Genomic DNA, 20,917 nt, shown 5'->3' with positions numbered 1-20,917 from the left:
CAGCCCCGTCAGAGACTGCTTTACAAAAACGATGGATGTAATTATTTATCGATGACCTTCTTTACGATGGCAACGGCTTCTTTCAAGTCATCCCAAGGGATGTTGAGGGGCGGCAGGAGACGGACCAGCCCATTGGCCGTGAGGACCAGGACGCCTTTTTCGACGCAGCCTTCGACGACGTCGCTCAGGGCTTTATCCTTAAGGGCAATGCCGATCATGAGGCCCATGCCGGAGACGTGGTCGACGTGTTGGCACGGTTCCAGTTCTTCTTTGATATACTGACCTTTTTTCTGTACTTCTTCCATCAATTCCGGCGTCAGGCGGTCGATGATGGAAATGGCGCCGGCTGTGCAGATCGGGTTGCCGCCAAAGGTCGATCCATGGGTATGGTCGGTCAAGGTTTTCTCTGTCGAAGCGGCAAAGAGGGTGACGCCCAAGGGCAGGCCGCCGCCGATGGCCTTGGCCGTCGAGACGATATCCGGTTCAATGCCGTAGCCCATATAGGCATAGAGATAGCCCGTACGGCCGTTGCCGGTCTGGACTTCATCGACGACGATCAAGATGTCATGAGCCTTGGCATAGGCTGCGACCTCTTTGACAAAGTCCTTATCGAGAGGATGGACGCCGCCTTCGCCTTGAACCATTTCCATCATGATGGCGCAGACCTGATTCGTTTCGCACAAGTGTTTAACGTCGTCAAAATTGTCGGCTTCGGCATAGACGAAACCGTCGACGAAGGGACCGAAATCCTGATGAAGTGATTCCTGGCCGCAGGCCGTCAAGGTCGCTAAGGTACGGCCGTGGAAGCTGTTTTTCAAGGTGATGATCGTATGGCGGCCGTCACCGTATTTGTCATGAGAATATTTCCGAGCCGTCTTGATGGCACATTCATTAGCTTCAGCACCGGAGTTTGAGAAGAATACCTTCTTCATGCCCGTCTTTTGGCAGAGTTTTTCCGCCAGGATGGTCTGCGGTTCCGTATAGAAGACGTTTGAAATGTGACTCAATTTATGGAGCTGTGTTTCGACGGCCTGAATCCATTCATCGTCACAGACACCAAAAATATTGACGGCAATGCCGGCACTGAGGTCGATGTACTTTTTTCCGTCTACATCATATAAAGTGGCTCCTTTGCCATGATCGAGGACGGCACCGATCCGATTGTAGACGTTTACAATATATTCTTTATCAAGAGCTTTATAATCTTCTGCCATTGTTTTTATCTCCTTTTTACCCGAATCCGGGTTGACAACCGTTTTCCCCAACAGCCTTACTTTCCTAAGGAATAGTGGCCGACGAACATCGTCCCCAGACCTTCTTCGGTCAGCATTTCAATGAGGATGGCGTGCGGCACGGTGCCGTTGATGATGAACACTCGCTTGACGCCGGCTTTGATAGCGTCGGTGCAGCACTGAACTTTGGGAATCATACCGCCGGCGATGATGCCGTCCTGTTCTAACTGCCGCGACTGTTCGAGGGTGATTTCCGTCAACAGTGAATCGGGATCAGACGGGTCTTTGAGGACGCCGTCAATATTGGTCATGGACAGCATACATTCGGCATTGAGGGCCCCGGCAATCTGGGCAGCAGCCGTATCGGCATTGATGTTGTAAGCCTGGCCGTCCGTATCCGTCCCAATCGTCGAGATGACGGGAATGTATCCCTTGTCGAGGTTGTCTTGAATGATGGATACGTCGACGTTGGTAATGCGCCCGACATAGCCCAATTCATCGCTCTGTTTGCGGACCTTGATCATCTGGTCATCGATGCCGCAGAGGCCGATAGCCTTGCCGCCGATAGATCCGATGAGATTGACTAAATCCTTATTGACCTGGCCGGCCAGGACCATTTGGACAACCTTCATGGTCGCTTCGTCGGTCACCCGAAGACCGTTGATGAACTTCGATTCAATGCCGAGTTGATCCAAGGCCGCCTTGATATGCGGGCCGCCGCCGTGGACGAGAACCACTTTGACGCCGATGAGATTCAACAAAACGATATCGCCCATGACCGACCGTTTCAAATCTTCATTGATCATGGCATTGCCGCCGTACTTGACGACGACTGTTTTACCGCTGTACTTTTTAATATATGGCAGGGCATTCATCAAAATCTGTGCCTTTTGAGCATTGGTCACAGCTTTTACATCTTCCGATACGAGATCACTTCTTTTAAACATCTATTGTCTTCCCCCTATTTAACTGCACGCTTTCAAAGCATGTTGAAAGCCTAATTTTACCAGTAACGCTTCGATTCCCCCTGCAAAAGCATCATGGCCTACCGGCTGTGCGCCGGCTCCCCCATTGGCCATGACGATGAAGGTGAAATGTTCCGTATCCATATCGGCCTTGACCTGAATCAAGGCCTTTTCAATCATAGTCCCGTCGACCGACGCGTCGGTCATGATGACGCATAAGCCGGCACTGTCATCCGTCCCGTCGGCAGCGATGCCCTGTAAAGAACCGCAGTCTCCCCCAAGAGACACGGTCTGAGACGACACATCACCACAGTTATCGAGGACGGCTTCTAAGGGCTGAGTATCTGTATCGAGGCCAGCCGTCAAATTGTTCAAGCTGTGAATCAAGAGGGACGGGCGAAAATACTGCCCCTTGACTCCATTGGCGACGAGGGCTACCGAATCCGGAGCTTCACCAACACAGGTACTGACAGCTTGACAGACTTCTTTTGAAATCTCAAGACCGCGCATGCCTTCAGGAAGGGCCGTCCCATTGTGCAGGACCAGGATTTTTCCGGAACGAGCCGTCATCCCCTGCGCTGTATCGGTCACGATGGAGCAGTCTCGTCGGCTTACGATCATAGCGACGTCCAATTTTACACGGCTGCTGCATAATCCGCTGTACGTACCGGCAGCCTGAAATCCTTGCGGTACGCCAAAGTTATCATAAACCTGACTCATACTGACTCCACCTTTCTAATGTTTTAACTGTAATCCTGTGGCCTCGTCGATGCCCATCATGAGGTTCATATTCTGGATGGCTGCACCGGAAGCGCCTTTGCCCAGGTTATCGAATAAAGAAGTGACCATGATGCGCTGGTCGTTGCCGGTTACAACGATTTCCATATCATCGTAGCCGCTCATGTCATTAGCACTGATAAAACCGCCCTTGTCGGCCCCAAAGTCGAGGACGTGGATGAAGGGGCAGCATTCATAATGTTTGGCTAAAATCTCCCAGACATCTTTGGCCGTGACCTTCTTCGTCAACAGCTGGCTGAAGAAAGGAATCATCACTTCCATGCCGCTGTAATAATCGTCGACGATGGGCGTAAAGACCGGTTCCTGTGCCAAGTGGCAGATGGAAACGATTTCCTTCAAATGTTTGTGCTGCTGGCCCAGACCGTATTGGCGCGGTGCGAATAGATCATCACTTTTATCCCCTTCGTATTGGCCAATCATCTTCTTGCCGCCGCCGCTGTAGCCGGTCAGAGAAAAGGCCGTCACCGGATAATCGGCCGGTACCAAACCTGCCGCCGTCAAGGGCTGTAAAATAGAGATGGCGCCACTGGCGTGGCAGCCGGGATTGCCGACGAAATCGCTTGCAGCAATGGCTTTGGCCTGTTCCTTAGAGAGTTCCGGAAAACCGTAGGTCCACCCCGGGGCGACCCGCCGCCCGGTCGACGTATCGATGAGGCGAACCTTACAGCCTTCTGCCAGTTTGACGGCTTCGGCAGCCGCATCATCGGGAAGGCAGAGGAAGGCGATGTCGGCGGCTTTCATGCAGGCACGGATGGCATCGGGGTCTTTTCTTTTTTCGTCAGCGATGGGAATCAATTCGATATCCTGACGCTGGCTCAGGCGTTCATGAATCCGAAGACCTGTCGTCCCTTCATGCCCATCTATAAATACTTTCGTCTTCACAATGCATCACTCCCAGAAAAAACAATCTATACTTCAAAATAGCTTATACCTTCATGTTTTATTGAATTTTAATTCATTATAGTTGAATTAAAATGTTTTGTCAATAAAATATGCATTGTTTTTACATAATTATTATTATAACTTTTCGTCACGGTCCTTCATTCTTGAAAAGATAATGAGGCTTTCGTCCCATTGGCTTCAAGATAGGCCGTAATTCCATAAGGGATAAAGGCCTTATCGGCAGTATGGCCGACAGGCAGTCCCTTGACAGCCGGCACCCGGGCCAGATGAGCATAATAATCCAGCACTTCATCGGTCGTAAAGTCACCGTCATCGTGGGAGGATGCCGTAAAATCACCATATACAATGGCCGACACACGGGACAAGAGACCGCTCTGCCAGAGCTGATTCATCATCCGGTCGATGCGGTATGAGCTTTCGCCCGTATCTTCGAGCACCAAAATACACCCCGTGCCGTCGAGGGCATAGGGTGTACCGACGAGGGATGCAAGAATCGTCAAATTACCGCCTACAATAGGACCTTTGGCCGTTCCCTCAGTGATGGTCGTAAGTTTTCGTCCGGGCGGCAGTGCCAAGACTCCGCGCCATGATTCTCGTTTTAATCCGTCAAAGAATTGATTCGCTGTATAATCATTCGAACCGCCTAAGGTAACCATCAAAGGACCGTTAGCCGTGATAAGGCGGCTCTTTTCCCATAAGGCTATCTGAAGGGCCGTAATATCACTGAATCCGACGACCCATTTCGGATGGGACGCCATATAGTCATAATCGAGCTTATCGAGGATACGAGCCGAGCCGTAGCCGCCATTGAGGCAGACGATGGCCTTTACGTCATCGTCATGGAATAAGTCGTTCATATCCCGAGCCCGCGCTTCATCAGTTCCGGAAAAGAAACCGTAGGAACCGGACGCCGTCGGCATGACCTTGACCCGATAGCCGGCCTGCTCCAGACGGGCAACCGCCCTTGAAATATCCTGCCCCTCTCCATGCGTGGCCGGCGCAGCCACGCCGATATAGTCACCGGCTTTCAGCGGTGCCGGGATGTGAACGGCCTTTTCCGTTACTACTCCCCCTTGTAGTAGCGCTCCATTCCCTGAGCATAGCCGTAGTCATCGTTTAAATACTGGCCCGTCTTCTGGCGGTAGCAGAGGTTGACCGTCACGAAGTCGGCAATGTCCTTATGCTTCAGCTGTTTCTTCCGCATGGGAATTTCCAGCCAGGTATTGGTGGAGTCATTGTAGATCCAGGCCTGTCCGCGGAAAATTTTATAGGTCAAGGGATAGGTTCCTTCGATGCGTCCCGAATCTTCCGGCGAACGGAAGAGGTTGACCTTGAAAATCCAGCCTTGTCCATTATCTTTGATCGTTTCAAGGGAGCTGAGGTCGACGTACATTTCATAGCCCATGCCGAAGTTGATGGGCCGGTAATTGCTGTTGGCCGCTAAGGGGCTGTTAAAAAAGGCTTGAGAGCCAAAAGCACTGCCGAAGGTCAAGGCGGCACCCAAGGCCGCTGTCAATAAGCTGTGTTTTACGTTCATGATTATCATCCTTTCTGTCATTATGTTTATTATAGCATAATTCATGCGGATAAAACCGTCTCCGGCAGCGCCTTATCCATATCAAAACTGCCGGCAAAAAAAGAAGTCTCCCATATTCATGAGAGACTTCTGTATCATCAGACGGTGTCTGTGAAAAGTTTATTCCATATCGTAATCCTGAAGGGCTGCGACGTGATGATAGCCGTCGTTCTTACCTTTATTGGCAAAGACGCGCAGGACTTCGCGAGCCGTGTCCAGAGAGGTCAGGCAGGGAACGGCTAATTCAACAGCCATGCGGCGGAGGTTGAAGCCGTCGCGTTCCGGATGTTTGCCATAGGTCAGGGTATTGAGGACCAAATCAATTTTGCCGTTGCGGATCATGGTCGCGATATTCTGACCGCCTTCATGGATCTTGCGAACGATATCGACGGGCATGCCGTGATCGTTGAAGTAGGATCCGGTACCTTCGGTGGCAATGATGTGATAGCCGAGTTCCTTAAAGCCTTCTGCCAGATGCAGGGCTTCAGCCTTATCGCGGTCGGCGACGGTAACCAAAATCGTGCCGCCGGCAGGAATCTTCATCTTGGCGCCGTTGACGGCCTTATACAAGGCTTCCGAGTAAGAATGACCGATACCCATGACTTCGCCTGTCGATTTCATTTCAGGTCCGAGGGCGATTTCAGCCAGGCCGATCTTGCTGAAGGAGAATACCGGAGCCTTGGCAGCAACGTGTTTCTTCGCCGGCATGAGGCCACTGTGGATGCCCATATCCTTCAAGGTTTCACCAAGGGCGATGCGGGTTGCGATTTCAACGATTGGGAAGTGCGTTACCTTGCTGAGGAAGGGGACGGTACGGCTCGAACGGGGATTGACTTCGATGATGTACAATTTGCCCCGCGATACGACGAACTGAATGTTGACCGAGCCTTTAACCTGGAGTTCCAGAGAAATGCGGGTCGTATAGTCGACGATCTGGGCGATCATATCGTCGTCGAGGTGCTGCGGCGGGTAGACGGCAATGGAGTCACCGGAGTGGACGCCGGCTCGTTCTACCTGTTCCATGATGCCCGGAATGTAGACGTCAGTTCCGTCGGCGACGGCGTCGACTTCGACTTCACGGCCTACCATGTATTCGTCGATGAGGATCGGATGGTCCGGCGAAGCGATGACGGCTTCGCGGAGATAGCGTTCTAATTCCTTTTCATTATAGACGATTTCCATAGCCCGGCCGCCGAGGACGTAAGACGGGCGGACGATGAGGGGGAATTCCAATTCCGAAGCGACCTTCATGGCTTCTTTATCGCTGGTCGCAATGCGGCCGTCCGGACGAGGAATATTGAGTTTAGCCAGGACTTCATCAAAGCGTTCCCGGTCTTCTGCCCGGTCCATGCCGTCGACAGAGGTGCCGAGGACGGTGACGCCGCGCTTAGCCAAGGGCGCTGCCAAGTTGATGGCCGTCTGGCCGCCGAACTGGCAGATGACGCCGACGGGCTTTTCTTTTTCGACGACAGCCATGACGTCTTCGACCATGAGGGGTTCAAAGTACAGGCTGTCCGACGTATCGAAGTCGGTGCTGACCGTTTCCGGGTTATTGTTGATGATAATGCTGTTCATGCCGGCCTTGCGCAGAGCCCAGGCAGAATGGACGGAGCAGTAGTCAAATTCAATGCCCTGGCCGATGCGGATCGGGCCGGAGCCGAGGACGATGACGCTCTTCTTGCCGAGGGGCTTGACTTCATCTTCCGTCGCATAGCAGGAATAGTAGTACGGCGTAGCCGCTTCAAATTCAGCGGCGCAGGTGTCGACCATCTTAAACGTCGGTGTAATGCCGTGGTCGACGCGGAACTGACGGACTTCTTCTTCCGTCTTCTTCGTAAATCCGGCGATGACGGCATCGGGCATGCTGTAGCGTTTGGCCAAACGAACGTTGTCGATGGTCAAGTTATTGCGCTGGAGGTCGAATTCCACATCGATGATGTTTTTAATCTTGTGGAGGAACCACAGGTCGTAACCGGTGATGTAGTGGATCTTTTCTTCACTGATACCGAGGCGCAGGGCCTGAGCGACGACAAAGAGCCGTTCATCATCCTGCTTCTGCAGGAGTTCGACGATATCGATGAGGGACTTGCTTTCCAGCTTCTTCATGGAAATGTAGTTGACCCCGATTTCCAAGGAGCGGACGGCTTTGAGCAGGGCCCCTTCAAAGCAGCGGTCAAGGGACATGACTTCACCGGTTGCCTTCATCTGGGTGCCTAAGGATTTATCGGCCAAGGCGAATTTTTCAAAGGGCCAGCGCGGGAACTTGACGACGCAGTAGTCGAGAGTCGGTTCGAAGCAGGCCGTCGTCTTACCCGTAACGGCGTTAGTAATCTGATCCAGGGTTAGACCCGTTGCGACTTTAGCGGCAACTTTGGCGATGGGATAGCCCGTCGCTTTCGAAGCCAGGGCCGACGAACGGCTGACACGGGGATTGACTTCGATGACGTAGTACTGATTGCTGTTCGGGTCGAGGGCATACTGGACGTTGCAGCCGCCTTCGATTTTCAAGCGGCGGATGATATCAAGGGATGCCGTGCGCAGCATCTGATACTGCAAATCGTTCAAGGTCTGGCTCGGAGCGACGACGATAGAGTCGCCCGTATGGATGCCGACGGGGTCGACATTTTCCATGTTGCAGACGATGATGCAGTTATCGGCCTTATCGCGCATGACTTCGTATTCGATTTCTTTCCAACCGGCAACGGAGCGTTCGACGAGGATCTGATTGATCGGGCTGAGTTTGATGCCGCGGGTGGCAATCATGAACAGTTCGTCTTCGTCGTGGGCGATGCCGCCGCCGGTACCGCCGAGGGTAAAGGCCGGACGGACAATGATCGGATAGCCGATTTTATCGGCAAATTCAATGGCCGACGGAACGTCTTCGAAGATATCACTTTCCGGAACGGGCTGGTTGATATCGTTCATGGCCTTTTTAAATAATTCACGGTCTTCCGCTTCTTCGATAGCGGACAGGCGCGTACCGAGAAGCTGGACGTTATATTTTTCAAGGACGCCGGCATTGGCCAACTGAACGGCCATATTGAGGCCGACCTGACCGCCGAGGGTAGCCAAGAGGCCGTCGGGCCGTTCTTTTTCAATGACTTCCGTAACGTAGTCGAGGGAAATCGGTTCGACATAGACGCGGTCGGCAATGTCTTCGTCAGTCATGATCGTCGCCGGGTTGCTGTTGATGAGGACGACTTCCAACCCTTCTTCTTTCAAGGCACGGCAGGCCTGGGTACCGGCATAGTCAAATTCGGCGGCCTGCCCGATGATAATAGGGCCGGAACCGATAACGAGTACTTTCTTCAATCCTTCTACCATGTTATTTTTCCTCCATCATCTTGACGAATTGGGTAAACAGATACAGATTGTCCGTCGGTCCCGGCGAGGCTTCCGGATGGTACTGGACGCACATGATGTTCTGGGACGGGACTTCAAAACCTTCAAGGGTGTTGTCATGGAGGTTGCGGTGAGTAATGACGACCTTATCTTTCGGAAGAGATTCTTCGTCGATAATATAGCCGTGGTTCTGAGACGTGATATAGACCCGGCCCGTGCGGATATCCTTGACCGGATGGTTGGAACCGCGATGACCGAAAGTCAATTTGCGGCTCTTGCCGCCGAGGGCCAAACCGATGAGCTGCAGACCCAGGCAGATACCGAAAATCGGTTTCTTGCCCATGAGCTGTTTAACCGTATCGATGATATCGGGAATATCCTTCGGGTCGCCGGGGCCGTTGCTGAGGAAGATGCCGTCGGGATTGATGGCCAATACGTCTTCGGCCTTGGTCGTGGCCGGGAAGATAGTCAGGCGGCAGTCGTTGTTGACCAGTTCGCGCAGGATATTGCCCTTGGCGCCGTAATCCATAACGGCTACGTGATAGCGGCCGTCGCCCATATGCTTGATGTCCCGCGTTGAAACTTTTTTTACGAACTGCGTTTCAAGGGGCGTATCAAAGAGTTCTTTAATGGCGCTTTCTTCCATCGTTTCCGGTACGATGACGCCCTTCATGACCCCCTGGCTGCGGATAGCCCGGGTAATGGCACGCGTATCAACGCCGTAGAGGCAGGGGATGTGGTGTGTCATAATAAAGGTAGACAGCTGGCCTTCATTCTGCCAGTTGCTCGGTTCTTCACAAAGTTCACTGACGATGAAGCCGGCAGCATAAGGACGATCGGCCTGTTCGATTTCGTGGAACAAGCCGTAATTGCCGATAATCGGATAGGTCAGCGTAATGATCTGACCGGCATAGGACGGGTCCGTAAAGGTTTCCTGATACCCTGTCATGCCGGTATTGAAGACGACTTCGCCGACAGCCGGTTCATCCATCAGCATATTGCCGTAAAATTTCTGTCCGTTCTCTAATATGAGGACACCTTTCATTATAAAACCTCCCCGTTTTTCATCACAAATTTACCATTGACGATGGCAGCTGCCGCCTTCCCTTTGAAAATCATTTCATCAAAAGGAGTCGACTTTCCCTTGGAATAGAATTTCGAGGAATCGACTGTCCATTCTTTATCGAGATCAAGGATCGTTAAATCGGCATCTTTACCCGGTGCAATGACGCCGGCATCGAGGCCGAGTATTTTGGCCTGGGCCGTCGACATGACATTGACCAGACTCATGAGATCGATGATCCCCGTATGATACAAATGCGTCAGCATGGCGCCGACACTCGTTTCAAGGCCGACAAAGCCGCTGGGCGCCAAATTGAATTCCTGGTCCTTTTCTTCCCATTCATGAGGCGCATGGTCGGTAACGACAGCATCGATAGTGCCGTCTACCAATCCTTCGACGCAGGCATCGCGGTGGATGTCCGAGCGAATGGGAGGATTCATTTTGTAGCGCGTTTCAAAGGTCCGCAGGGCTTCATCGGTAAAGATGAGGTGCTGCGGCGTGACTTCAGCCGTGACCTTAACGCCCCGCTTTTTAGCCTGGCGAACGAGGTCGACGGCGTTCTTGGTACTGATGTGGGCGATGTGGACCGGCGTCCCCGTCGCTTCAGCCAGGAAGATATCGCGGGCAACGGCGATGTCTTCGGCAACGGCCGGACGGCCCTTCATGCCCAGTTCGTTCGATACGACGCCTTCGTGCATATTGCCGCCTTCGATGAGGTTGTCATCTTCGCAGTGGTCGATGATGATCTTATGGAACATGCTGGCATATTCCATGGCTTTACGCATGAAGTCGGAATTTTCTACGTAATGACCGTCATCGGAAAAGGCGACGACTCCTTCTTTGGCCATAGAGCCCATAGCTGAGAGTTCCTGGCCCTGTTGGCCTTTGGAAATAGCGCCGATGATTTCTACCTTAACCTTAGCTTCATGTTCAATCTTATACTTCAAGCCGTCGACGACAATAGCCGAGTCGATGACAGGTTTCGTGTTAGGCATAGTGGCAACGCGGGTAATGCCGCCGGCAGCCGCTGCCTTAGTCCCTGTTTCGATCGTTTCCTTGCCCGACTGGCCCGGTTGACGGAGATGGACGTGCATATCGATGAAGCCCGGTGCTACGACGAGGCCCGAAGCATCGAAAACTTCTTCAGCGCTGTCCGCGGCTAAATTAGCTCCAACTTCTTTAATTTTTCCATTTTCAATGAGGATATCACAAATTTCGTCCTGCTGCATGGCCGGATTGATCACTCTGCCGCCTTTAACGAGTAATGTCAACGTCATCGCCTCCCATAATTGTCAGATATAATACGGCCATACGGACGGATACGCCGTTCATGACCTGTTCCTGAATCGAAGAATGTTCGCTGTAGCAAACGTCGGAATCAATTTCGATGCCCCGGTTCATCGGGCCCGGATGAAGGACGAGAACGTCGTCTTTCGCCCATTTGAGGCGGTCTTTCTTGATACCAAACAGCGAGTTATATTCACCGGCGCTGGGGAAGAATCCGATACCCTGGCGTTCCTTCTGGATACGCAGGACGTTGATGACGTCCGCATCCTTGAGGGCTTCCTTCAAGTCGTAATGAACGGTGACGCCCATGGCTTCCAATTCCGGCTGGAGCAGCGTCCGCGGACCGACGAGGTGTACGTCTGCCCCCATCGTCTTGAGGCCGTAAATGTTGGACCGTGCTACACGGCCGTGGTCGATGTCGCCGACGATGACGACCTTCAACCCTTCGATGCGGCCTTTTACTTCCTGAATGGTGAACATGTCGAGGAGTCCCTGCGTCGGATGTTCGTGAGCACCGTCACCGGCGTTGATGATGATCGGATCGACGCAGCGCTGAGCAAAGCTCGGCGAGCCTTCCTGCTTCTGACGCATGACGATGGCATCGACCCCCATGGCTGTCACCGTTAAGAGGGTGTCGCGGAAGCTTTCCCCTTTTTGAATGGAACTTCCCCGGGGCGTAAAATTGATGACGTCGGCTCCGAGATACTTGGCAGCCATTTCAAAAGAACCGCGGGTACGGGTACTCGGTTCCCAAAACATGTTGACCACCGACTTGCCTTTGAGCAAGGACAATTTCTTATTGTCACTCTTGACGACGGCCTTCATTTTCTTTGCAACCCGCAAGATCAATTCAATTTCTTCCCTCGGCACTCCCTGGAGTCCCAACAGGCTCTTGCCCTGTATATTAACCATCGAATCCTCCTTGAAAAAAAAGACCTCTGCCGCAAGGCAAAGGTCATATTCTAAGCATGGCAAAATATGTCCCTTTGTAGCCTCTCCGGACTATATTAAAGGTACAAGCTAGAAGTATAAGAATCACACAGCCTCACAGGACTGTCGTATATTCTCTATCTATTTTATCGGCCATGGCCTATAAAGTCAAGAATTTTTTCAGGGTCTTCCGTGGAACCGAATGTTTTTTAAACCTGGTCGGCCGGCGTAATCGTTACGTCCTGCGGAGAAATAGACACATTATTATAAAGGGCTTCAAAAAGCTGTGCCGGTACGTACATCGTGCCGTTGACATTGACCGGTCCCGTGCCATACTGGAAGATGCGGTTCAAATTAATCTTCTTAATCGTCCCGATGCGTTCGTACCAGTCTTCTCCGGGCTTGATGATGATATAGGCAATGTTCATTTCGACGCGGACACTCTGGTCAGTCGGATCCCAATTTACCGTATAACCTAACTGTTCGGCAACCTTACGCAGCGGAATCATGACCACATCGCCTTTTTGCAGGACGGCTCCGTCGGCGGGATCCATGACCTTTCCGGCAACGGTAAGCTTACACTGTTGGATTGCCGTCAATCCCGGTGCCGATACATAAGGGCCCATGACCGGACCTTCATTAAAAGCAAAAGCCGGACTCACTGCCAAGGCCGCCATAAACAGGGCCGCCATCATACACTTTTTCATAAGGGATTCCCCCTCCCATCTAAAAATAAGCGATAGATAATGACATATGCTTATATATTTCGACAAAGAAATATATTTTCCTGCTTTCGGACTGATCCAGTCCCATAAATTGCAAAGGAATTTACCATATCCCGAAATGGTCGCTTACAATACGGTCCAGCTGTTCTGCAATCTTCGGAAATTCCTGATTCAAGTCCAGTGTTTTTACAGAAATCTGATTCCCACTCATATGATAGACATTGTCCGGCACAATATCTTCCTCGGTCTTTGCATAAAGCAGCATTCCGGAAACTTGATGTCCCGTTCCGGCAACTGCTGCGTCTTTGTTCTTCACATACGTAAAAATCTGGTACAGATTCCCAGAATGAAGGGTCTCTACATCAAAACGTGACTGCCATATCCGCTCGTAATATTTGGCATCGATAATGAGGGTCTGACCTCCGTACGTCAACGTAATATCTGTCTGCATGATCGGAAGCCGGGCATCAAAGCCGTCGTCGAGCTGCCAAGGTATCTGCGACGCCCGGGCCGAGAACCCTTTTATCCGCTGTCCAAATTCCTGTGCATAATATTCGAGAATGAATTTTTCATACAACCGGCTCATCCGCTGCCCATCCAAAAATCCCATCAGACGGTACTCGCCCGGTTCTGTTGTCAGAAGTGAACCTTCTGTCAGAAGTTGGGAAATGGCAAGCAGCATCTGATATGTGCGGTTGTTGCGCTGAAAGCGAATATCCGAAAAGCGGACCTGTTTTAGATCAATCTCGGCTACATTCGAAAAAAACAGCATTTCCTTCTTGAGTTCTGCCTTGTACTTGTCCTGTACATCCTTCTGTTTCAACAGCAGGATGACCGTCGATTTTAGAATCTGATTGAGCCGATTGTCCTCGGAAAGTTCTCCATAGTCACAGGTAACAACCAGGCGGTGCTGCAAGCGGTTTCTCATCGTCCCGGGCATATTAATTTTCCCACGAACGACGTGCCGATTTTCCACGCGATGGGTATACTCTCGATAAAGGCCTTGCTTGAGCTGCCGTCCGATTCCTTTAGCCAGAATCGCCGCAAAGAGGTTATGGATATTATCAAAAGGCTCTTTCTCGATAGTCTCGTAGGTAGATTGTTTTAGTATGGTGAAGGCGTAGGACAACATATAATAGATGTTTTTTATGAATATGCTTCTATCCTTTGTCATTGAAACACTCCATGGAGGATATTATCCCAGTGCTGTATCTTGCTGTCCTCGTCAAACCAGTATTCCGAAATCATAGGCAGAATGTCATAATCTACAACAGCCTGCATCCAGTTATCGGTACAAGTATCTTTCGTCTTGCCGCAAAAATAGCTGTGTCCGATACAGAATCCTTTTCCGAGGGATTTATCTCGCCGGATCGATTCATTGAGTTCGATGACCTTGGAAATGAGTTCATCAAAGGTTTCGTTATCCATCGCAGCTTTATAGTCGCTGAACCCCTTGGACTCAAAACCCGGTTCGAGTTCAAAGAAGCTGAACCGCCGCCGCAAGGCATAATCAATCATGGCTAGGCTTCGGTCAGCCGTATTCATCATGCCGATGATATAAAGGTTCTCCGGAACGGAAAAAGGCATGCCATTGTAGGCCAAGGTCGCCGTCTTACCACGGTAGTCTTTTTCAATCAGCATCAACAGCTCCCCAAAAATTTGACTCAGATTGCCGCGGTTGATCTCATCAATGATAAAGAAGAATTTTTTATCCCGTTGATTGGCAGCCTTCTGACAGAACCGGTAAAATACACCGGTTTTCAACGTAAAACCGCCCGATTCATTCGGCTTGTACCCCATCATGAAATCTTCATAGGAATAACTCTGATGGAACTGAATGAATTCAATTTGACTTTCGTTCTTTTCCCCCATCAGAGAATACGCCAACCTCTTGGCACAGAATGTCTTTCCGACGCCGGGCGCCCCCTGCAGGATGACATTTTTCTTATTAAGCAGCACTTCTGTCAGACGATCATAGTCCTCCTCGGTCAAATAGACTTCCGACAGAAAATCATCCTTTGTATACCGAGTCGGTGCCACGTCCGGATGCAGCGGGTTCTCATCGCGAATCATATCCATGATGAATTCATACTCATCCTTGGTTAACCTAAAAAAGCTGCCATTCGGATTCCGGAAAAATTCCATCTCCTTTAATTCCGGACTGGCCTTGAGTATCTGGTAGTCGATAGGAGATGACAAGCCTTCGGTCTTTTCAAAAAATATCTTCTTTCCATCATTTTCTGCTTTAACCCGGACAAGGGCAACAATCTGCTTTACCGGATTCGCTTCGTATCCGATGACGAGATCACCGGCCTTGGCATCGATAAAATTCTGGAATATTCTTCGCTTATGGCCGTTTTCGTTATATAGTGTATAGGCCTCCACTTCGCCGACTGAGAGGTCAGAAAAACTCCAGATTTTTGGATTGGCCTTCATCCACCAGTAGGAAGGTTCAGCCATTTCATCATCAGACGCTGCGAAGAGATCGACGCCGCTCAAATCAATGTGATCAAGTGCCTTAGAAAGGGGTTCCCGAAGTTTCCATATAAAACCGCCTCCATCCTTCTTGGATGCGTATTTTCCGACATACAGAACAGGCCACCATTTGGAGTCTCTGGAATTGCGATCCGGCGGCAGGGGACAACCGGTCTTTTCCGCAACTCGCCTTGCCAAGGCAGATGAATTCGTATTATAGAAATTCTTTGATTCTCCATATTTACTAGAAAGCTCGGTGCATGTAGCTTCTCCGCCAGAATCTTTGAGCCGTTTCATAATTTGGAGGCAACTTTCGTTAAAGACCTCCTTATCCTGCAAGAGCATCACCCATTCCTCTTCCGTCAATCCCGGATCATACTCCGAGGCTTTAGGCCACCATCCATCAGGTTCATTCCTATCGTCTTTGGAATAGTCCCGACTGATATAGAAGCCGACATCGAAGGTCAGTGTTTTCAACTCCGGATCCGGATAGCAGTCATCGGTAAGATGATTTCGAAAGAGCTCCACCAGCTCCGTATCTTGCTTCAGTTCCGCACAGATTTCATCATAGAGTTTGTAAAAATGTTGAAGGTTATCCCTATAGGCTCCCTTCTTAAACCGATAATCACCGTTTAAGACATCAGCTACTTTTTTTACCTCGCTGAGCTTATAAATATAGTATGTATCCGGATACCGCAGCCAAAGATAGGTTGTTATGGCGTTTTCATTTTGATAGTGCTGTTTAGCTCCGTTGCCGTATGTATCGAGAAGAACAGAAGACTGCTTCTTAAAGGCAGCAATGCGATCATAGACGTCCTTACGCTCATCAAAGAGGTCCCTATACATGGCGCGGACTTCCTCGGGAGCATTCTTGGCAAATCCGGTAATCATACCTTTGGGAAAGTTATTCCTAGAAGTAAGCAGATTATCGGTCTTGGCCAGGGATTTTTCCAGCATGGCGGCAAAATCAACCGCCGCTGCATCCCAGTTGTCTTGAAAACATTTAACTGCTTCCCATTTGTATTTTTCCCTTTCCCAGCGCTTAGGCAAGAAATCTTTCTTGTATCGAACCAGAACGTCCGCTAACTTAGATTTATCGAACATCAAGCGTACCTCCTCAGACCTTGCAAAGTATTATATATTTTCCAAGTAACATACGGTAATCAAAAGTTCATCTCCACACTCACTTGTAAAAGATGATCTTCCCCGGTTTCGATTCGACAGAACCGAACGCCTCCTTGGCCGCCACGATTGCTGCCGGATTCATAAAATCGCCTTATGCTCTCTATCTTTATTATATTCGTTCGCTAAGGTCCCATATCCTGTCTCCCTTGTAAATATTTATGACAACAGCTCTCTAGCTTCTAACTACACTTTTCTAAAAAATATCCCCTTACGTTATATCTTTAAATCTAACGTAAGGGGATGGCACATTATTATGATATTTCCGGATGGCTCATACCTAATGCAAGGAGAACCCATCAAGACGATGCATCCTCACTCATTTAAAAGCTAAAGAAACCTGTTTCATCAGCCATAGGCACGAGGGGGAACCCCGTAGGAACAGGCTGGACGATCATGAACACTAAGGCTGTCAAGACGGCGACTCCCAAGGTGAGGTACGAGAAACTGCCCTTACCGGAATGTTCATATAGACCGAACAAGCGAATACCGACAGCCGTACCGATGGTGGCAAATAAGGCACCGATTGAAAAATAACGGTACATGGCGTAAGAGGCCACCAGGGCAATCAACATGGCCCCATTGATGACGATGGGGAAGCATTTAGACAGGACCGATTCAGGATTGCGGCGCATAGCCGTAATCCAATCCGTCCCATCGATGCCGCTGAGGCCGGTAAGCAAAGCCGACAGGTAGAGCCATTTGTCCCACCAAGCCGTACCCTTACGCCGATCGCCCATGCGCCACATGATGGCAGCATACAGCAAAATGGCAACGCCGCCGACGATATAGTAATAATTTTCCGGAATGAACTGAACTGCAGCCGCGCCTATCGTCACTAAGATACCGGCAGGAATGACCATCTGGACGATCTGCCACTTCGAAGGCCGTGACTTGGGATTCATTTCCCGGTAAATCTTGGCAAAGATTTCCAGCAGGAACACGAGGATAAAGAAAGCGATACCGACAAAGGGATTCAGTGCTGCCACGCCGACGGTAATTAAGATCGGAATGGCCAGCCGCACGCCGGGGAAAAAGGCAAAGCTTTTGATCCGCATGACGTGAAGCTGCGAATAGACGGTAAAATACGTAAAGACATTAAACATCAACATAGCCGAGATAGCTTCGACCGGTTTGGCTCCCATATACAAAAACAGGAGGAGGACACACATGCTCATATTCATTCCCGTAAACCGGGCAAATATGGTCCCCATCAAACCGGCCACAAAAAACGGGGCGATGGCCGATAACATTTCCATGGATAAAACAACTCCTGACCCAGATTATTTTAAATGATGGCTTCCCCGTTCTGTCATGGGGATACTCTGTTTGCACAGAGGGCATTCTTCCGGCTTGTACGTCGGAACCGTCAAGTGCAGCAGGGCCTGTACCTTGTCTTTCGGCACGCCGAATTCAGCCTTGCCGCCGCTGCGGTCGACGAGGAGGCCGACACCGACGATGACGCCGCCGGCTTTTTTAACGACATCGACGACTTCTTGGACCGATCCGCCGGTGGTTACGATATCTTCGACGATAAGGACCCGTTCACCCGGTTCGATATGGAACCCGCGGCGCAAAGTCATGACGCCTTTTTCACGTTCCGTAAAGATAGCCCGCGTACCCAGGGCTTTGCCGACTTCATGCGCCAAGAGGATACCGCCGGTCATGGGTCCCATAACGGTCTGTACATTCTGATCCTTAAAGCGTTCAGCCAGTTCCTTGCAAAGCTTTTCCGTATATTCCGGATGCTGAAGGACATTGAATTTTTCGACATAGAGCGGGCTGTGCAGTCCCGATGTCAAGAGAAAATGACCTTCCAATACGGCCTTGGTTTCGACTAATAACTGTCTTACTTCTTCTTCTGTCAACATAATAAGTTATACCCCCTGAATTTCTGCTAAAATCTTTGCGGCTGCCTCTTTCGGATCGTCCGCTTTGGTAATCGGCCTGCCGATAACTAAATGGGAAGCTCCGTCGCGCAGTGCCTGAGACGGCGTCGTGAAGCGCTTTTGGTCATTGGCAACGGCAAAAGTCGGCCGAATGCCCGGCGTGACGATGAGGAAGTCCAGCCCGTTCATCGAACGGATTTCCTTGGCTTCATACGGCGACGATACGGTACCATCGATACCGGCTTCTTTGGCAATTTTCGCTAAATTCTTTACCGAATCAGCAATGCAGTCTCGACCGCCGATCTCTTTCCAAGCGTCTTCATCGATGCTGGTCAATACCGTAACGGCCAGCAAACGCGGCCGTTCGATGCCTAATTTTTCCGCTTCATCATGGACGGCTTCGGCTGCCGCTTCCATCATAGCCCGGCCGCCGGTCCCGTGAAGGGTCATGAAATCTGCGCCAAGGCGGGTCAAGGCACGAATACTCTGACCGACAGTATTGGGAATGTCGTGTACTTTCAAATCGAGGAAAACGTGTTTTCCCTGATCCTTTAAGTACCGCACCGCATCGGGTCCGGCACTGTAAAACAGTTCCATGCCGACTTTATAAAAAGAAACACGGTCGCCCAGTGTTTCTACGAGCTTCTTCAGGTCTTCCAGTGAATGGACATCCAAAGCCACAATGATTCTATCATCTGCCATGAGCTCTCCTCCTGTACACTTATATAGGCATATCTAATTAATTGTGTCATGTTTTACCATACCTGTCAAGGCGATGCCCCTCACTTAGCAGCGGCACGGCAGTACCACTCGTAGGTGCGGCGAATCCCTTCGGCAAGATCCGTCGGAGGCACAAAGGAAAGGAGCGATTCCAAAGCCTTATTACTTAAGACCGACCGCAGGATATCGCCGGTACGGGCTTCCTTATAGTCAACAGGAACGGCATGACCCACGGCTTTTTCAAAGCTTTCGATCAGTTCGTTGATGCTGGTTTCAGTTCCGGTCGAGACGTTTATCGTATGATAGCCCGTAAGAGGCAGGGACCGGATAATAGCTTGGGCAATATCACCGGCATAGACAAAATCCCGCGTCTGATTGCCGTCACCATAGACGGTAATCCCTTGATTTTCCGACAAGAGTTTACAGAAAATGCTGACGACACCGCCTTCGCCTTTTTCCCCCTGCCGTTCACCATAGACATTGGCAAAGCGAAACACCGTAGCGTCCAACCCATACAGCTCATGATATACTCTCAAGTAGTGTTCCGTCGTCATCTTGGTAACACCGTAAGGCGACGTCGGCACCAAGCGCTCTCCTTCATCCAGAGGAATATTTAAATTATCCCCATAAACGGCAGCACTCGATGAAAAAAGAATGTGTGGGACCTTGTATTTTCGGCATCCTTCCAAGACCTGAAGGACGCCTTCTAAATTAATCCGGCAATCGACAATCGGCTGCGATACAGAGAACGGAACCATCGTCTGGGCCGCCAAATGGATGACAGCCGCAAAGGAATGATTTCTGAATACGGTATCCAGCCCTTCCTGATCGCAGACATCCCCTTCAATCAGCTCCATCCCGGCCGGTACATGTTCGCGGGACCCGCCGGATAAATTGTCGAAAACGACGACTTTTATATCCGGCCGCCCCTGTAAAGCTTCCAAGATATGCGATCCAATAAACCCGGCACCGCCAGTAATCAAAATTTCCACGTTGATAGGCCCTCCATTACGTATTGATAGGATCCGACATCGAGATGCCGGAAAAATTCAGTCGCCTTGGATGAGGAAGCGTATTTCATTCAATTTCGCCTCACTGTCCGGATTTTGTGAATGAAAACGGAGAAGCTCTGCGAAATACCCCTGCTCCCTGGCCAGTTTCCGGCTCTCATCATAGACGAGGTCAAAATAAAAACAAAGGGTACCGACATAAAAATCCATAAAAGTCTTTTTCACCTGGGTCGGAACGAGTTTTTTCTGCCGGGCTTCTTTCATGACTGCCTCTGAAATAGGCTGGTTTTCAACGTCGCTGTCATCGACACGCCACACATTCTGACCTTTACGCAGGCCATCGGCACAGACTTTAAAGATATCAAGCTTGTCGGCATCGCGGATGAGCTGACAAAACAGTCGCTGCCGCGGAGATAAGTCATCGGCCAGTCGATACACATTATGCTGAGAAATAGCGGCTTCCATGACAGCATCTTGACTGTCATCCTGCCAAAAATCACGGATATGACCATCCTGAAATAGATACCGTGCCCCATATTTCGCATGATCCATAGACTGATAATCGATGAACGTATGGTACTCCCGCAGTTGTTCAAACCGCCCGATATCATGAAGGACACCGATAATCCAAGCTAAATCCACGTCATCCTGCGAAAGGTGTAAGGCCCTTGCCAGTCTTTCACACCAAGCGCTGACCCGCAAAGAATGGGCGAATTTCAGCGAAATTCCCTCATCGACAGCGTCAAAATTTGCCACATAGCTTTTAAATTGTGAAATCACGAAATCACGATTCATTCCGGTCTGCCGCCTTTCAGCCAAA

The 20,917-nt window shown here is 50.5% G+C and carries 18 protein-coding genes; all 18 read right to left on the bottom strand.

The window, feature by feature from the left end; all coding sequences use genetic code 11:
- Positions 1 to 41: 41 nt before the first annotated feature.
- The gene (locus UCI88_RS06785) at positions 42 to 1,214 is read right to left on the bottom strand and encodes an acetylornithine/succinylornithine family transaminase (RefSeq protein WP_256179791.1); all 1,173 of its coding nucleotides are present in this window, start codon (positions 1,212 to 1,214) and stop codon (positions 42 to 44) included.
- A gap of 56 nt (positions 1,215 to 1,270) precedes the next feature.
- The gene (argB, locus tag UCI88_RS06780) at positions 1,271 to 2,179 is read right to left on the bottom strand and encodes an acetylglutamate kinase (protein WP_256179792.1); all 909 of its coding nucleotides are present in this window, start codon (positions 2,177 to 2,179) and stop codon (positions 1,271 to 1,273) included.
- An 18-nt stretch (positions 2,180 to 2,197) separates the two neighbouring features.
- On the bottom strand, positions 2,198 to 2,917 hold the full coding sequence (locus UCI88_RS06775; protein ID WP_256179794.1) for an arginine biosynthesis protein ArgJ: 720 nt from the start codon (positions 2,915 to 2,917) through the stop codon (positions 2,198 to 2,200).
- 15 nt (positions 2,918 to 2,932) lie between these two features.
- A complete protein-coding gene (gene argC, locus UCI88_RS06770) occupies positions 2,933 to 3,877 on the bottom strand; it encodes an N-acetyl-gamma-glutamyl-phosphate reductase (protein ID WP_044505136.1) in 945 nt (314 codons plus the stop codon).
- Between the two features lie 158 nt (positions 3,878 to 4,035).
- Positions 4,036 to 4,905, bottom strand: a complete 870-nt coding sequence (locus UCI88_RS06765) for a S66 peptidase family protein (protein ID WP_081651746.1) — start codon at positions 4,903 to 4,905, stop codon at positions 4,036 to 4,038.
- A gap of 56 nt (positions 4,906 to 4,961) precedes the next feature.
- On the bottom strand, positions 4,962 to 5,435 hold the full coding sequence (locus UCI88_RS06760) for a hypothetical protein (RefSeq protein WP_225070081.1): 474 nt from the start codon (positions 5,433 to 5,435) through the stop codon (positions 4,962 to 4,964).
- Positions 5,436 to 5,594: 159 nt separating this feature from the next.
- The gene (carB, locus tag UCI88_RS06755) at positions 5,595 to 8,798 is read right to left on the bottom strand and encodes a carbamoyl-phosphate synthase large subunit (RefSeq protein WP_044505137.1); all 3,204 of its coding nucleotides are present in this window, start codon (positions 8,796 to 8,798) and stop codon (positions 5,595 to 5,597) included.
- Between the two features lies 1 nt (position 8,799).
- Positions 8,800 to 9,861 (bottom strand): carbamoyl phosphate synthase small subunit, encoded by a 1,062-nt coding sequence (locus UCI88_RS06750; RefSeq protein ID WP_256179795.1) that lies wholly within the window; start codon positions 9,859 to 9,861, stop codon positions 8,800 to 8,802.
- A complete protein-coding gene (locus tag UCI88_RS06745; protein ID WP_044505139.1) occupies positions 9,861 to 11,150 on the bottom strand; it encodes a dihydroorotase in 1,290 nt (429 codons plus the stop codon). Before UCI88_RS06745 ends, UCI88_RS06750 begins: the two co-directional genes overlap by 1 nt.
- Positions 11,134 to 12,078: an aspartate carbamoyltransferase catalytic subunit gene (locus UCI88_RS06740; protein ID WP_044505140.1), complete on the bottom strand. Its 945-nt coding sequence runs from the start codon at positions 12,076 to 12,078 to the stop codon at positions 11,134 to 11,136. The genes UCI88_RS06745 and UCI88_RS06740 overlap by 17 nt, the downstream gene beginning before the upstream one ends.
- 227 nt (positions 12,079 to 12,305) lie before the next feature.
- Complete coding sequence (locus tag UCI88_RS06735) at positions 12,306 to 12,803, bottom strand: copper amine oxidase N-terminal domain-containing protein (protein WP_044505141.1); 498 nt, start codon at positions 12,801 to 12,803, stop codon at positions 12,306 to 12,308.
- A gap of 121 nt (positions 12,804 to 12,924) precedes the next feature.
- Complete coding sequence (mcrC, locus tag UCI88_RS06730; RefSeq protein WP_044505142.1) at positions 12,925 to 13,995, bottom strand: 5-methylcytosine-specific restriction endonuclease system specificity protein McrC; 1,071 nt, start codon at positions 13,993 to 13,995, stop codon at positions 12,925 to 12,927.
- On the bottom strand, positions 13,992 to 16,400 hold the full coding sequence (locus UCI88_RS06725; RefSeq protein ID WP_302357184.1) for an AAA family ATPase: 2,409 nt from the start codon (positions 16,398 to 16,400) through the stop codon (positions 13,992 to 13,994). Before UCI88_RS06725 ends, mcrC begins: the two co-directional genes overlap by 4 nt.
- A gap of 401 nt (positions 16,401 to 16,801) precedes the next feature.
- Positions 16,802 to 17,737, bottom strand: a complete 936-nt coding sequence (locus tag UCI88_RS06720) for a type II secretion system F family protein (RefSeq protein WP_256179797.1) — start codon at positions 17,735 to 17,737, stop codon at positions 16,802 to 16,804.
- A 24-nt stretch (positions 17,738 to 17,761) separates the two neighbouring features.
- The gene (gene pyrE / locus UCI88_RS06715) at positions 17,762 to 18,349 is read right to left on the bottom strand and encodes an orotate phosphoribosyltransferase (protein ID WP_044505144.1); all 588 of its coding nucleotides are present in this window, start codon (positions 18,347 to 18,349) and stop codon (positions 17,762 to 17,764) included.
- Between the two features lie 6 nt (positions 18,350 to 18,355).
- Entirely contained in the window at positions 18,356 to 19,069 is a 714-nt protein-coding gene (gene pyrF, locus UCI88_RS06710) for an orotidine-5'-phosphate decarboxylase (RefSeq protein WP_256179798.1), read from the bottom strand.
- Positions 19,070 to 19,149: 80 nt separating this feature from the next.
- On the bottom strand, positions 19,150 to 20,079 hold the full coding sequence (locus UCI88_RS06705; RefSeq protein ID WP_256179799.1) for an NAD-dependent epimerase/dehydratase family protein: 930 nt from the start codon (positions 20,077 to 20,079) through the stop codon (positions 19,150 to 19,152).
- A gap of 57 nt (positions 20,080 to 20,136) precedes the next feature.
- On the bottom strand, positions 20,137 to 20,892 hold the full coding sequence (locus tag UCI88_RS06700) for an HD domain-containing protein (RefSeq protein ID WP_044505147.1): 756 nt from the start codon (positions 20,890 to 20,892) through the stop codon (positions 20,137 to 20,139).
- Positions 20,893 to 20,917: the final 25 nt, after the last annotated feature.

The sequence above is a fragment of the Megasphaera massiliensis genome (assembly GCF_036305205.1).
Taxonomy (GTDB): domain Bacteria; phylum Bacillota; class Negativicutes; order Veillonellales; family Megasphaeraceae; genus Megasphaera; species Megasphaera massiliensis.
The sequence above is the reverse complement of the archived record's forward strand: the minus strand, read 5'-3'. Positions and strand labels throughout refer to the sequence as shown.

Bases quoted from the DNA above. Each gene is read 5' to 3' on its own strand.
- UCI88_RS06785 (WP_256179791.1), bottom strand. From the start codon at position 1,214: ATGGCAGAAGATTATAAAGCTCTTGATAAAGAATATATTGTAAACGTC.
- argB (WP_256179792.1), bottom strand. From the start codon at position 2,179: ATGTTTAAAAGAAGTGATCTCGTATCGGAAGATGTAAAAGCTGTGACC.
- UCI88_RS06775 (WP_256179794.1), bottom strand. From the start codon at position 2,917: ATGAGTCAGGTTTATGATAACTTTGGCGTACCGCAAGGATTTCAGGCT.
- UCI88_RS06760 (WP_225070081.1), bottom strand. From the start codon at position 5,435: ATGAACGTAAAACACAGCTTATTGACAGCGGCCTTGGGTGCCGCCTTG.
- carB (WP_044505137.1), bottom strand. From the start codon at position 8,798: ATGGTAGAAGGATTGAAGAAAGTACTCGTTATCGGTTCCGGCCCTATT.
- UCI88_RS06750 (WP_256179795.1), bottom strand. From the start codon at position 9,861: ATGAAAGGTGTCCTCATATTAGAGAACGGACAGAAATTTTACGGCAAT.
- UCI88_RS06740 (WP_044505140.1), bottom strand. From the start codon at position 12,078: ATGGTTAATATACAGGGCAAGAGCCTGTTGGGACTCCAGGGAGTGCCG.
- UCI88_RS06735 (WP_044505141.1), bottom strand. From the start codon at position 12,803: ATGAAAAAGTGTATGATGGCGGCCCTGTTTATGGCGGCCTTGGCAGTG.
- mcrC (WP_044505142.1), bottom strand. From the start codon at position 13,995: ATGACAAAGGATAGAAGCATATTCATAAAAAACATCTATTATATGTTG.
- UCI88_RS06725 (WP_302357184.1), bottom strand. From the start codon at position 16,400: ATGTTCGATAAATCTAAGTTAGCGGACGTTCTGGTTCGATACAAGAAA.
- UCI88_RS06720 (WP_256179797.1), bottom strand. From the start codon at position 17,737: ATGGAAATGTTATCGGCCATCGCCCCGTTTTTTGTGGCCGGTTTGATG.
- pyrE (WP_044505144.1), bottom strand. From the start codon at position 18,349: ATGTTGACAGAAGAAGAAGTAAGACAGTTATTAGTCGAAACCAAGGCC.
- pyrF (WP_256179798.1), bottom strand. From the start codon at position 19,069: ATGGCAGATGATAGAATCATTGTGGCTTTGGATGTCCATTCACTGGAA.
- UCI88_RS06700 (WP_044505147.1), bottom strand. From the start codon at position 20,892: ATGAATCGTGATTTCGTGATTTCACAATTTAAAAGCTATGTGGCAAAT.